This window comes from Ancylobacter sp. VNQ12 (genome assembly GCF_049445835.1).
In the GTDB taxonomy this organism is placed as follows: Bacteria; Pseudomonadota; Alphaproteobacteria; order Rhizobiales; family Xanthobacteraceae; genus Ancylobacter.
Genome location: NZ_JBMSDU010000009.1, coordinates 1 through 13,192, shown reverse-complemented (window position 1 = coordinate 13,192; position 13,192 = coordinate 1). Strand labels below are relative to the sequence as shown.

The 13,192-nt window shown below is 67.1% G+C and carries 12 protein-coding genes; 2 read left to right on the top strand and 10 right to left on the bottom strand.

Going from position 1 to position 13,192, the window contains the following annotated elements; translation table 11 throughout:
- Positions 1–146: 146 nt before the first annotated feature.
- The 3 genes from ACO2RV_RS13595 to ACO2RV_RS13585 form a co-directional block, all read right to left on the bottom strand.
- A complete protein-coding gene (locus ACO2RV_RS13595; RefSeq protein WP_423293802.1) occupies positions 147–1,142 on the bottom strand; it encodes a Bug family tripartite tricarboxylate transporter substrate binding protein in 996 nt (331 codons plus the stop codon).
- Between the two features lie 104 nt (positions 1,143–1,246).
- A complete protein-coding gene (gene prpB / locus ACO2RV_RS13590) occupies positions 1,247–2,182 on the bottom strand; it encodes a methylisocitrate lyase (RefSeq protein ID WP_423293800.1) in 936 nt (311 codons plus the stop codon).
- Positions 2,183–2,194: 12 nt separating this feature from the next.
- The gene (locus tag ACO2RV_RS13585) at positions 2,195–3,646 is read right to left on the bottom strand and encodes a bifunctional 2-methylcitrate dehydratase/aconitate hydratase (RefSeq protein WP_423293798.1); all 1,452 of its coding nucleotides are present in this window, start codon (positions 3,644–3,646) and stop codon (positions 2,195–2,197) included.
- A 257-nt stretch (positions 3,647–3,903) separates the two neighbouring features.
- Between ACO2RV_RS13585 and ACO2RV_RS13580 the strand changes: the two genes are divergently transcribed.
- A complete protein-coding gene (locus tag ACO2RV_RS13580; protein ID WP_423293795.1) occupies positions 3,904–4,596 on the top strand; it encodes a GntR family transcriptional regulator in 693 nt (230 codons plus the stop codon).
- Positions 4,597–4,619: 23 nt separating this feature from the next.
- Here ACO2RV_RS13580 and ACO2RV_RS13575 read toward each other — a convergent pair whose 3' ends face one another.
- The 6 genes from ACO2RV_RS13575 to ACO2RV_RS13550 all read right to left on the bottom strand — a co-directional run bounded on the left by ACO2RV_RS13575 (position 4,620) and on the right by ACO2RV_RS13550 (position 10,723).
- Complete coding sequence (locus ACO2RV_RS13575; RefSeq protein WP_423293793.1) at positions 4,620–5,486, bottom strand: SMP-30/gluconolactonase/LRE family protein; 867 nt, start codon at positions 5,484–5,486, stop codon at positions 4,620–4,622.
- Positions 5,487–5,559: 73 nt separating this feature from the next.
- Entirely contained in the window at positions 5,560–6,735 is a 1,176-nt protein-coding gene (locus ACO2RV_RS13570; RefSeq protein WP_423293791.1) for a mandelate racemase/muconate lactonizing enzyme family protein, read from the bottom strand.
- A gap of 65 nt (positions 6,736–6,800) precedes the next feature.
- Positions 6,801–7,601 carry an ABC transporter permease gene (locus ACO2RV_RS13565; RefSeq protein WP_423293789.1) on the bottom strand — a complete coding sequence of 267 codons (801 nt, stop codon included), beginning with the start codon at positions 7,599–7,601 and terminating at the stop codon, positions 6,801–6,803.
- On the bottom strand, positions 7,598–8,485 hold the full coding sequence (locus tag ACO2RV_RS13560; RefSeq protein ID WP_423293787.1) for an ABC transporter permease: 888 nt from the start codon (positions 8,483–8,485) through the stop codon (positions 7,598–7,600). Before ACO2RV_RS13560 ends, ACO2RV_RS13565 begins: the two co-directional genes overlap by 4 nt.
- Entirely contained in the window at positions 8,482–9,585 is a 1,104-nt protein-coding gene (locus ACO2RV_RS13555; RefSeq protein WP_423293785.1) for an ABC transporter ATP-binding protein, read from the bottom strand. The genes ACO2RV_RS13560 and ACO2RV_RS13555 overlap by 4 nt, the downstream gene beginning before the upstream one ends.
- A gap of 118 nt (positions 9,586–9,703) precedes the next feature.
- Entirely contained in the window at positions 9,704–10,723 is a 1,020-nt protein-coding gene (locus ACO2RV_RS13550; protein ID WP_423293783.1) for an ABC transporter substrate-binding protein, read from the bottom strand.
- Between the two features lie 318 nt (positions 10,724–11,041).
- Here ACO2RV_RS13550 and ACO2RV_RS13545 point away from each other — a divergent pair, with 318 nt between their 5' ends.
- Positions 11,042–11,848: an SDR family NAD(P)-dependent oxidoreductase gene (locus ACO2RV_RS13545; protein WP_423293781.1), complete on the top strand. Its 807-nt coding sequence runs from the start codon at positions 11,042–11,044 to the stop codon at positions 11,846–11,848.
- Between the two features lie 46 nt (positions 11,849–11,894).
- Here ACO2RV_RS13545 and ACO2RV_RS13540 read toward each other — a convergent pair whose 3' ends face one another.
- Entirely contained in the window at positions 11,895–12,713 is an 819-nt protein-coding gene (locus tag ACO2RV_RS13540; protein WP_423293779.1) for a FadR/GntR family transcriptional regulator, read from the bottom strand.
- Between the last annotated feature and the right edge of the window lie 479 nt (positions 12,714–13,192).

Sequence of the window (13,192 nt, the reverse complement as noted above, 5' to 3'; positions counted from 1 at the left end):
TCTGGCGAGGCCGAAGCCGGACAAATCCGGCTTCGGCGGAGAGGCGGCCCGCGAAACGGGTCGATGAGCGACTACACGGTTGAGGGGCGTTGAAGACCCCTCAACCCACCCCTGTCCCCGTCGAGGAAGGGGTCATAGGCCGGGCGTCACTGGACGATGCCGACTTCCCGGAGCGCCTGCGCCCAGTTGGTCTCTTCGGCCTTGAGGAAGCTGACGAAGTCGGGACCGGCGAGATAGGCGTCCTCCCAGCCCTGGTTCTTCAGGGTGGTCTTCCAAACGTCACTGGTGTGCAGCTTGGCGAAGCGATCGAGCCAGGTCTTCTTGCCGGCCTCGCTCATGCCTGGCGCGCCGACGAAGCCGCGCCAGTTGCCGATTTCGACCGGGATGCCGGACTCCTTCAGCGTGGGCACGTCGAGCCCTTCGAGCCGGGTGGGGCCCGACACGGCGATGATGCGAATGCGGCCGGACTGAGCGAACTGGCGGAATTCCGAGGCGCCGGAGATCGCCGCCTTGATCTTGCCGCCGCCGAGCGCGGCCAGGATCTCGCCGCCGGAGAAGGCGACGAAGTTGATCTTGTTCACCGGCGCGCCGGCATGCTTGGCCAGCATGGCGAGCATTACGTGGTCCGCGCCGCCCGCCGAGCCGCCGCCCACCGACAGCGCACCCGGATCGGCCTTCAGCGCCGCGATGAAGTCCTGCGGCGTCTTGATCGGCGAATCCGCCGGCACGGCGATGGCGTTGTACTCGTTGGTGAGCCGCACCAGCGGCGTGGTGTCGTTCAGCGACACCGGCGTCTTGTTGGTGATGATGCCGGCGACCATGATCACACCGGTCACCAGCAGGGCGTTGTCGTCGCCCTTGGCGGTGCGCACAAATTCGGCAAGACCGATCGTGCCAGCCGCGCCGCCCTTGTTGGTGAAGCTCACCCCATCGGTGAAAATCTTCGCCTGGTTCATCGCCGCCATGGTCTGGCGGCCGGCGCCATCCCAGCCGCCGCCGGGATTGGCGGGGATCAGCACCCTGGCCGGGTCGGCGAGAGCGAGACCGCCGGACAGGGCAAGGGCGAGGCCGCCCGCCAGTCCGAGGGTGGCGCGGCGTAGGTGCCGCCTCATGGGTGCGTCAGTCGTCTTGGCGTTGGACATGTCGTTTCCTCGTTCGGTTTCGCCGTGTCTTGCCCGGAGGATCCGGGCTGCCGGCTTTCAGATTCCGCCGTGGCGGTGGAGCAATGGTGCGGGCACGTCTCGCTTCAGGCCGCCCCTCCGCGCTGGGGCACGCCGGTGGGGATGACCGTCTGGACGATGGAGGCGTCGAGCGCCTCGTAGTCGTGCAGCCCGATCAGGTCATAGAGCTCGGCACGGGTCTGCATCGCGTCGAGCATTCGGTGGGTACCGCCATCCCTGCGGATCGCCTGATAAAGCGCCGCCTGCGCCTTGTTGGCGACGCGCAGGGCGGAGACCGGCCAGATCACCATGCGATAGCCCATCGCCCCGAATTCCGAGGTGGTGAAGAAGGGCGTGCGGCCGAACTCCGTCATGTTGGCCAGCAGCGGCACGCCGCGCGGCATGCGCTCGGCGAAGGTGCGGAACATCTCCGCCGTGGTCAGCGCCTCCGGGAAGATCGCATCCGCTCCGGCCTCGATATAGAGCCGGGCGCGGGCCAACGCCCCGTCGATGCCCTCGCTGGCGGCGGCATCGGTGCGGGCGATGATGTAGAGGTCGCGCCGGGCGCGGGCGGCGGCCGCGACCTTGGCCGCCATGTCGTGGGCGTCGGCCAGCTTCTTGTCGTTGAGATGGCCGCACTTCTTCGGCAGCAGCTGGTCCTCGATATGCACCGCCCCGGCGCCGGCGTCCTCGAAGGTGCGCACCATGTGCATCACGTTGAGCGCTTCGCCATAGCCGGTGTCGCCATCTACGAGCAGCGGCAGGCCGCTCGCCCGGGCGATCTGTCGGATGAAGAAGGCCACCTCGTCGACGGTGATGATGCCGAGATCGGGCAGGCCCATCGATGCGGTCATCGCCGCGCCGGAGAGATACAACCCCTTGAAGCCAGCAACCTTGGCCTGCAATGAGGCCATGCCGTTATGCGCGCCGGGAAGCTCGACGACGCCGCCCGCCTCCACCAACGCGCGGAACCGGCGGCCGGCCGGCTCCGTGGGAAGATCAGTGTTCACCAGATAGGGCATGGGACACGGCCTTCAGTTGGCGTACAGATCGACATAGTCGTTGACCGCCATCGCCTCGAGCCGCCCCTGGTCGAGCGAGACATCGAGGATGGCGCGCTGGCGCTTCTCCACGAAGCGGCGGGCGAGGTTGGTGCGGAACTTCGCCTCCAGCAGCGGAATGCCGTCCGCGCGCCGGCGCTTGTGGCCGATCGGATATTCCACCAGCACTTCCGGCAGCACCGTGCCGTCGGTGAGCTCGATGGTCATGGCATTGGCGATCGAGCGCTTCTCCGGGTCGTGGTAGTCGCGGGTGAAGGCCGGGTCCTCGACGCAGGTGATCTTGGCCCGCAGCGCATCGATGCGCGGATCGGCGGCGACCGCGTCCTCGTAATCCGAGGCGGTGAGCCGGCCGAACAGCAGGGGCACGGCGACCATGTATTGGATGGTGTGGTCGCGGTCGGCCGGATTGTGCAGCGGCCCGCTCTTGTCGATGATGCGGATGCACGCCTCATGGGTGCGGATGCGGACGGCGGCGATGTCCGCGGCGCTGCGGCCGGAATCCGCCAGCGTGCGATAAAGGCTCATCGCCGCCTCCACCGCCGTCTGGGCGTGGAACTCCGCCGGGTAGGAAATCTTGAACAGCACATTCTCCATCACATAGGAGCCGTAAGGCCGCTGGAAGGAGAACGGCTTGCCGCGGAACGAGGCGTCGTAGAAGCCCCAGGTCGGCGCGGTCAGCACCGAGGGGTAGCCCATCTCGCCGGTCTGCGCGATCAAGGCGAGACGAACGGCCCGGCTGGTGGCGTCACCCGCCGCCCAGCTCTTGCGCGAGCCGGCATTCGGGGCGTGGCGATAGGTGCGCAGCGCCTGCCCGTCGACGAAGGCGAGCGACAGCGCGTTGATGATCTCCTCGCGCGTCAGGCCGAGCAGGCCGGCAACCACGGCAGTCGAGGCCACCTTGACCAGCACGACATGGTCGATACCGACCTTGTTGAACGCGTTCTCCAGCGCGATGCAGCCCTGGATCTCGTGCGCCTTGATCATGGCGGTCAGCACGTCGCGCATGGTCGGCGGCGTGCGGCCGGTGGCCACCGCGTTGCGCGCCAGCCAGTCGGCGACGGCGAGGATGCCGCCGAGATTGTCGGAGGGGTGGCCCCATTCGGCGGCCAGCCAGCAATCGTTGAAGTCCAGCCAGCGGATCATCGTGCCGATGTTGAACGCGGCCTGCACCGGGTCGAGCTGATACGGCGTGCCGGGCACCCTTGCCCCGTTCGGCACCACCGTACCGGGCACGATCGGCCCGAGCAGCTTGGTGCAGGCGGGATATTCCAGGGCCTCGAGCCCGCAGCCGAGCGTATCGATCAGGCAGTTGCGGGCGGTCTCATAAGCGAGGGAACTGTCGACACGATAGTTGAGAACGTAGTCGGCGATATCGACGAGGACGCCATCGGGGGCGGGACGTTCATTGTTGTTGTGGCTGGACATGGCGTTCCCGACGTCTCCTTTTGCCGCGCTTCCAAGGCGATTTTCGCCGCCTCATTCTTCGTTATGTCGACATTTCTAGTCGCCAGCCGGGAAAACACAAACAAAATTTGCAATCACTCCCATATTATGTCGACACTCTGGAGGTGGAGGCGCTAGCGAGCACCCGGCGACACGAGCAAGCGCGCGCCGCGCGGCAAATCAGCTATAAGGAAGGCCGCTGCGCGCCGGCACAGGAGCGACGACGAAAAGGTGTCGACATGTTGAACGCGGATCAGACGGAAGCGACAGGGGATCCGCTCGGCAGCAGCGGCCTCGCCTCGCGTCTCTATGACGACCTGACGCGCGCCATTCTCGCCGGCACGCTCGCGCCCGGCGAGAAGCTATCCGAGCCCGCCATCGCCCGCTCCTTCGGCGCCAGCCGGGCGCCAGTGCGCGAGGCGATCCGCCGCCTGCAGGAGCGCGGGCTCGTCACCTACGCGGTTAATCAGGGCGCCCGCGTCGCCCAGCCGAGCGCCGCCGAGTTTCTCGCCTTGCTCGATGTGCGCGAGGCGATGGAGGGCATGGCCGCGCGGCTGGCAGCGACCCATATGGAAATGAGTGAGGTCGCCGCCCTGGAAGCGCTGGTTGCCGGTCATCGCGGCGAGATCGAGCGCAACCCGCTCGGCGCCTATCTGCAGGACGATCCGGAGACCGATTTCCACCGGCGCATCGCCCGTGGCAGCGGCAACCCCATTCTCGCCGACCTGCTCTGCGAACAGTTCTACCCCCGCCTGCGCCTGTGCCGGCGGCTGCACCGTACCGTGCAGGGCCGCGGGCGCGAGGCCTGGAAGGAACATCTGCGCATCACCGAGGCGATCGGCCAGCGCGATGGCGAGCTCGCCGAGATCCTCATGCGCCGCCATATAAGGGCGGCACGCGCCGCCCTTCAGACCGCGCTTGCAGCGGAGTGAGCCGGCTACTGCCGGCGTGGAATTTACACCGGAACGAACGCCCGCTCCGCCGCGCCGGGCACCCCGGCATCGACGGCGAAAAGCGCGCCCGAAAGCGGCGCGGCGGACAGCAGTGGCTCGGCGAGTTCGAGCCGGGCGCTGGTCGCGAACAGCGTCGCCAGCCCCTCCCCGCCAAAGGCCAGACTGGTGATGCGCGGCACCGGCATCGGAACCACCAGCGTGCGCTCGCCTTCCGGCGAAAACCGGGTGATGCGCCAGCCATCCCAATGCGCCACCCAGAGCCCGCCCTCGGCATCGACGGTCAGGCCGTCCGGATAGCCCTCGTCGACCGCCATTGTGGCGAAGACCCGGCGATTGGTGAGCACCGACTCACCGGGCGCAACGTCATAAGCCAGAACGCGCCGGCCGACGCTGTCGCTCAGATAGAGCGTACCCCCGTCCGGGGAGAAGGCGGGCCCGTTGACCACCGTGAAGCCGGCATCCGCCAGTACCGGCGCAGCGCCCGGCGTCCAGCACCACAGGGCGCCGCGCGGCTCCTGCTCTGCGAGATCGCTCGTACCTATCCATAGCCGGCCGGAGCGATCCACCTTGGCGTCGTTATAGCCGATGGCGTTGCGTGACGCCTCGGGATGGCACAGCGGCGACAGCGTGTCGCTGGACCAGTCGTAGAGCGACAGCCCGTCAAGGGCGCAGAGCACGAGGCATCCCACCGCAGGACCGGCCACGATGGCGCCCAGCGGGGCCGGGCGATCGATCCGGCGTGTTGTGATGCCGCCATGACCATTGATACGGTGCAGGCGGGTCCCGGCAAGATCGAGCCAATAGAGGCAGCCATCCAGCGGATGCCAGAGCGGGGCCTCGCCCAGCAGATCATCGGTCTGCGCAATCACACGAATGGCGGGCCGGAGGGATGCGGAAGTCGATGGCTCGGCCGTGTTCACTCGCGCCTCCACGCCCGCTCGTTCACGCCGCAACCGGCGAGCGGAACACGGTGCGTCCTCCGACCGCGATTTCGACCTCGACCCGGTAGACCTCCAGTGCGGTGGGGTTGATCTCGATGCCGAGGCCGGGCGCCTCCGGCGCGGCGATCTCGCCATCCGCGTCACGCAAGATGTGATTGGCGGTCAGTTCCACCGCGAGCGGCTGTAGCGCCACCGGATACTCGCAGATCGTCGCTTCCGCCACGCCGGCGAAGGGCTGCAGCGAGGCGCTGAGCGCCAGATTGGAGGTGAAGGTGTGGTTCACATAGGTGACGCCCTTCGCCCGCGCGTGGTCGGCGACCCGCTTGGCCGGACCGATGCCGCCGATCCTCCCGCAGTCGATCTGCACGAAGCCGATATTGCCATAGTCGATGAGGTTGCGCGCCATGTGGAAATTGTGCGCGCCCTCCCCGCCGGCCATCTTCACGCGGGTGCGCCCGGCCAGAGCGGCATATTCGCCATAGGCGTTGGCAACGAAGGGCTCCTCGAGCCAGGTCGTCCGCGCCGCCTCCAGCGCCGGCACGCGCTGCGCGGCGGCCTCGACATCCTCACCGAAGATCTGCCCGACATCGACCAGCAGGATGCCGTCGGGGCCGAGCCCCTCGCGAGCGGCGACGAAATGGTCGACATCGATCCGGAGCGCGCCGCGACCGATCGGACCCCAGCCGAACTTCACCGCGCGAAAGCCGTCGGCACGGGCACGACGCCCGCGCTCCAGCGTCCCCTGCGGCGTGTCACCGAACAACTGCGAGGCGTAGGGCGTCTTGCGGAACGAGCGGTCATAGCCGAGCAGCTTCCAGGTCGGCTCGCCCCGCGCCTTGCCCAGCAGATCCCACAAGGCCATCTCGATGCCGGACCAGGTGTGTGCCGCCTGCAGCAGGTCCATGCAGTCATATTCCACCTGATGGGCGATGCGGGCGATGTCGGCCGGCGTATCGAGCCGCTGACCGAGCACGGCATTCTGCACCGGTTGGCAGGCACCGTGCGACATCGGGCAGATGAAGGCGGCGATGGAGGGCAGCGGCGCGGCTTCGCACTCACCCCAGCCGCTGAAGCCGCCGGCCGTGACGCGCACGATAAGCGCATCCTGGCTGCCATCGGCTGCGGTCGTGATCTCGGGCATGGCCAGATAGAAAAAATCGACGGTCTCGATTTTCATGGGAACGCGTCTTCTCCCGAAAGGGGGTTTGGAACTGGATCGTCGGCAGTCCGGCGGCGGAGCGTTCAGGCACGCTCCGCCTGGCCGCGCTGGATCAGCCCGATGGCGAAGGTGATGGCGGCGGTGAACAGCAGGATGAGGGTCGCCAGCGCGTTGATTTCCGGCACGAAGCCGACGCGCATCATCGCCCACAGGCGGATCGGCAGCGTCGTCTCGGACCCGGCGACGAACAGCGTGATCAGCGTCTCATCGAAGGAGATGGCGAAGGCGAGCAGCACGCCGGAAATCAGCGCCGGCCGCATCTGCGGCAGGATCACGTGGAACAGCGTCTGCACATGGGAGGCCCCGAGATCGAGCGACGCCTCGGTCAGGCTGCCGCCAAGCAGTTGCAGGCGGACCAGCACGGTGCGGTAGACCACCGGCACGATGAACACGATGTGGCCGATGATGATGGTGGCGAGCCCTCGAGCGAACTCCGCCTCGCGGAAGGCGATCAGCAGCGACAGGCCAGTGATGATCGGCGGCAGCAGGAAGGGCAGGAACACCATGACCTGCATCAGCGTACCCAGCCCGCGCCGCGCCGAGACGAAATAGAACGCGAACATCAGCGCCAGCACCAGCGAGGCGAAGCTCGCCACCACGGCGACGATGAGCGAGGTGCCGAGCGCCGAGAGGATCTCACCATTGGTGAGCAGCGCGGTGTAGGGCTCGAGCGAGAAGGGCGCGAAGCCCAGCTTCCCCCGCACCCGCACGATCTGGAAAAACGACAGCACGGTGGCGGCGAGGAGGGGGGCGTAGAGCGCGATGAGGCCGGTGAGGGCGGTGAGGCCGAGCAGCGTGTCGATAAACGGCGCCCGCTGTTTCATCGCACATGCTCCCGCCTGAGGGTGAGGCCGGCGAGCGCCACCGCGAGCAGCGTGGTGGCGAGCAGGATGACGGCCAGCGCCGAGCCGAGCGGCCAGTTGAGCGCCAGCCCGAACTGGCTGAACACGATGCGGCCGAAGGTGAAGCCCTGCGTACCGCCGACCATTTGCGGGGTGACGAAGTCGCCGAAGGTGAGGATGAAGGTGAAGACCGTCGCCGCCGCGATGCCGGGCCGGCCGAGCGGCAGCACGATATCGCGCAGCGCCTGGTAGGAGGTGGCGCCGAGGTCGGCGGAAGCGGCGAGGTAGTTCGCCGGGATACGGTCGAGCGCCAGATAGATCGGCAGGATCGCGTAGGGCAGATAGAGCACCGCGAGCGCGATGAAGATGGCGGTGCGCGAGAACAGCAGCGCCTCGATCGGCTGGTCCACCAGGCCCAGCGCCATCAGCCCCTCGTTCAGGAGGCCGCGCTGGCCGAGAATGCTGCGGATCGAATAGACCTTGATGATGTAGCTCATGAACAGCGGCAGCATGAAGCTCATCAGGATGAGGAAGCGCACGCGCGGCGTCCGGCGGAAGATGAACACCGCGATGGCGGTGGCCAGCACCACATTGACCAGCGTCACCTGCAGCGACAGCCCGACGGTCGCCAGATAGACCGGGAGGTAGCTGCCCTCGGTGAAGAAGGCGCGATAATTCGCCAGGGTCAGCGTATGGACGATCTGCCCGTCCTCGAGCGTCCAGAAGCTGACCAGCACGAAGGACAGGATCGGGATCACCACGAAGATCAGCGGCAGGCCGAGATTGAGCCCGTGCCACAGCACGGCCGTCGCCGCGGCACCGCGCCGGCGCGGGACATCGGAGGCGGTCGGCTGGCGGGTACTCATTCCCTCGCCCCCTCGACATTCGCCGCGATGAGCGCGGCATCGGCCGCCGGCCAGCCGAGCGCGAGGCGCTGGCCGACCCGAAGGCCGGTAGTGGAGCCGTCCGCCAGCCGGCGCACCTTCAGCAAGGTGCCCGGCAGCGCCGGATGGCGGAACTCGATGACGATGTTGGCGCCGAGGAAACGTATGTCCGCCACTTCGGCTTCCAGTGCCCCCGAGGTCGTATCCCCCACGGGCGCGAGGGTGATGTGCTCGGGCCGCACCGCGACTAGCACCATGCTGCCGGTCGGCGGCGCGGCACCGTCCACCGTCGCGGCGAGACGTCCGACGGCGGTGTCGACGTGGCACAGCGCTTCATCCGCTCCGGCCAGCGTGCCGGCGATCAGGTTGTTCTCGCCCAGAAAGCCGGCGGTGAACGGCGTGCGCGGGCGGCGATAGAGCTGTTCCGGCGGCCCCTCCTGCTCGATCCGGCCGCGATTGACCACGATGATGCGGTCGGACAGCGCGATCGCCTCTTCCTGATCATGGGTGATGAACACGAAAGCGATGCCGAGCCGGCGCTGAAGCGACTTCAGGAAGCGCTGCATCTGCCCGCGCAACTCCACGTCGAGCGCGGAAAGCGGCTCGTCGAGCAGGATGAGGCGAGGTTCGCAGACGATGGCGCGGGCGAGCGCCACGCGCTGGCGCTGGCCGCCGGAGAGCTGCGCGGGGTAGCGCGCGCCGAAGGCGCCGAGGCCGACAGTCTCCAGCACCTCGGCGACCCTGGCGGCGATCTCCGCACGCGGCCGGCCACGGACCTTGAGGCCGTAGCCGACATTCTCCGCCACGTTCATGTGGTGGAACAGCGCGTAGTCCTGGAACACGGTGTTGAAGGGCCGCCGGTTGATCGGCACCGAGGCCAGATCACGCCCCTCGAACATGAGCCGGCCGCCGTCCAGCCTCTCGAACCCGCCGATGATGCGCAGGATCGTCGTCTTGCCGGAACCCGAGGGGCCGAGGATGGTGAGGAACTCATTGTCGGCAACGGTGATGTCGATGCCGTCGAGCACACGCACGCTGCCATAGCGCTTCGAGATGTTCTCGAGATGGAGAAGAGGCTGCACGCGTGTCGTCCCGCCGAATGGTCCAAAAGGGGCGGCAGCCATCATTGCCGCCGGAGGTAGGCGGGATGCCCCGCGCCTCAGCTTGGGAGCATCCCGTCGGAAGCTGGAGCAGGCCGGCTCAGTTCGCGGCCTTGACCTCGTTCCAGATGGCCTGGCGGCGCGTGTAATCTTCCGGATTCTGCGCCCAGATCAGGCGATTGGCGTAGTCCATGCCCTGCGCCGCGTCCGTGGTCGCGCCATAGCCGAACTTCTTGGCCATGTCGGCGCCGATCTTCTTCTGCAGCGCGAAATTCATCCAGGCATAGGCGGCGTCGGTGTTGGCCGTGCCGGCGCTCACCGTCAGGTTGTCGAGCCAGCCGACCGCGCCCTCCTTGGGAATGACATAGCCGACATCGAACCCCTTCTTCTGGAGATTGATCGCCGCGAGTTCGCCCATGGAGAACATGAGCACCACATCGTTCTCGCTCCAGATGGTGGTGCCTTCGTCGAAGCCGGCGAAATAGGTCAGCAGGTTCTTCTTGAGCGCGATGAGCTTGGCCTTCACCTCGGCGAACTGCGCGTCCGTGAGATTGAAGGGATCCTTGATGCCGAGCGCGATGGCGCCGAAATTGATGTCGTTATTGGCGTCATCGAGGGCGATGACCTTGCCCTTGAACTTCGGGTCCCACAGCACCTCCCAGCTGTCGGGCGCCGTCGGGAAGGTCTTCTTGTCATAGACCATGCCGAGCGAGCCCCAGGCCCACGGCACGCCATAGGTGGCGCCGCCGAAGGTGGCGTTGCTCATCTCGCGAAACTCGGGGAGCAGGTTCTTGGCGCTGGTCAGCTTGTCCTTGTCGATCGGGGCGATGAGCTTCTGGTCGGCGAAGGCCTTGAGGCTCGCCGTGTCGACCGTGACGACGTCGTAGTCCTTGCCGTTCGACGCCTTCATCTTGGCGATCTGTTCGTCGACGCCGCCGACATAGGTCACCTTCACGGTGATGCCGGTCTCCTTCTCGAACTCTTCCGTCCAGGCGGGGTCGGCATAGCCTTCATAGGCAAGAAGACGCACCTCCCCCTTCGGCCCGGCAAATGCCGCCGCCGATGCGAGAAGAGTGACTGCGGCCAGCGATGCCGCGACTGCCTTCGACGTCCAATTCATCGTCCGTTCTCCGTCTGGTGCCGGTCAGAGCCGTTTTTGTCGTTGCGATTAAAAAATCATATTTTATATTTTACGTCAATCGCAACGCGACGCCCCGCGGACGTTTGGAGGACATATTTTCGTTGCATTCCAACGGCTCCGGCGCCTCTGGTGGTTGCCCGCCGATTGACCGACAAAAACATCATATTTTATAATGGCGCACTGAAGTCGATCGCCGGCCTTCCGCCGGCACGGGGCGCAACTCGCCCCTGCAATCGCACGGTCGTCGCTCCTCCCGCCCACGTCTCCACCCACACGTCTCCACCCATCGGAATCCCCATGAACACCCATGCCACTGCCCCCGCGCCGCTCGCCCGTCGCCTTGAGGGACGCGTCGCCGTCGTCACCGGAGCCGCCCATGGCATCGGTCGCGGCATTGCGGAGCGGCTCGCCGCCGAGGGCGCACATGTGGTGATCGCCGACATCGACGAGGCGGGCGCCGGCAAGGTCGCCGCCGACCTCGGCAACGGCGCCACGGCCGCGCGCGTCGACATCGCCGATCCGGCGTCGGTCGCCGCCCTCGCCAACGCCATCGAGGCGCGCCATGGCCGCTGCGAGATCCTGGTGAACAATGCGGCGATCCTTGACGTCGCCGGCATCGCCACAATGACCTTCACGCATTATCGCTCCATCCTCGACATCAACCAGGATGGCGCGATCCGCATGACGCTGGCGCTGCTGCCGCTCATTCGCAAGGCGGGGCCGGGACGGCGCATCCTCAACATCGCCTCCATCCAGGGCTTGCGCGGCACGCGCGATTCCCTCGCCTACGCCACGGCCAAGGGTGCGCTGGTCAATTTCACCCGCGCGCTCGCCTGCGATCTCGCCGATGAGGGCATCGTGGTGAACGCGCTGGCGCCCGGCTACATCGACACGCGGATGGCGCAGCTGCCGGACGGCGCCGGCCATGAGCATGACGCCGCCTGGTTTCGCGACATCTATATCGAGCACGGCCGCATTCCGCTGCGCCGGCCCGGCAAGCCCGTCGACATTGCCGGGCCGGCCTTCTTCCTGTGCTCGGACGATGCCCGCTACGTCACGGGGCAGATCCTGCCCGTCGACGGCGGCCTCTCCGCGACCTTCTAGGGCGCGCCGCCGGCGCGGAAGGACGCGCGGAGGCGCCACTCAAGGCTCAGTCGAGTGCCGCGAGCAGCGAGTTCTTGCCGTTGAGGATCACGTTGCGCATCGCCCGCGCGGCGCTCTCGCCTTCGCCGCTATTGATCGCCTCGAACACCAGCCGGTGCTGGGCGACATCGTCCTCGATGCGGTTGTCGCGCTCGTTGAGGGCTTCCTGCTGGATCGAGAAGCTCACCCGCAGGAAATCGGCGACGAGATGCGCGAAGCGGGCGAGCAGCACATTGTGGCTCGCCGTGAACACGGCCATATGGAACTCGACATCGGCGCGGGCATAGCTCGCCATGTCCCTCGTCGCAGCCTCCATCGCCTGGAGAGCGGTGCGGATGCGGCGCAGGTCCTCCATGGTCGCGCGGCCGGCGGCGAGCTGGGCGGCATTGGGCTCGATCACCTGCCGCAGCTCGATGAGATCGCGCAGCATGCCGTCGCGCTGCGCCGGGCTGGTGCCCTCCTCGCCGAGGTGCCAGCCCAGCACATCGCTGTCGAACGTGTTCCACAGATCGCGCGGACGGACCCTGGTGCCCACCTTCTGGCGCATCTCGATGAGACCCTTGGCCGCCAACACCTTGAGCGCCTCGCGCAGCGAAGGACGGCTCGCGGAGAATTCGGCCATGAGTTCCGGCTCGCGCGGCAGCAGCTCTCCCGGCGCAAAGCGTCCGGAGACGATGGCGCGGCCGAGCTCGGTGATCACATGGCCCTGAAGGCCGCTGATCCGGTAGCCCGAGGGGCGCATCTGGCGCGCGGCCCGCTCCTCCGCAACCGCGGAGGGAGAATCCGCCTCCTCCGCGCGCCGGCGCGGCGTAGATGAGCGTTCCACCAAGCTGATCTCCCTCTCCACGACATCGGTCACCCGCACCACCCGATCGATCTCTCGGTCGGGCCGAACGGGCGAGATGATCTCACCATTCGCGTCCGGGCACAGGCACTTGACGCTCGAGTCCGCGCAAAGCGCCCCGCGGCGCGCGATCCGGTCGCCATCAGCTCTACGCTATACCCATATAAATCATATTTTTAAACCGTTTTACATCCACCGTGAAGAACGATATGGACAGACCTAGCACAATAAATCATATTTTATAAATCGCATTTGGCGGCGCCTCGCGGCCTCCCCACCCGGCCAGGGAGTGCGGAATGCCGAGGCCCACGAGGGCGCCTCGAAGGAGACTGGAATGAAACTCGTGCGCTATGGGTCTTTCGGTTCGGAGAAGCCCGGGCTGGTTGATGGGGCGGGGGTTCTTCGCGACCTCTCGGCCGTCGTTGCCGACATTGCCGGGGCGGCGCTGCTGCCGGAAAGCC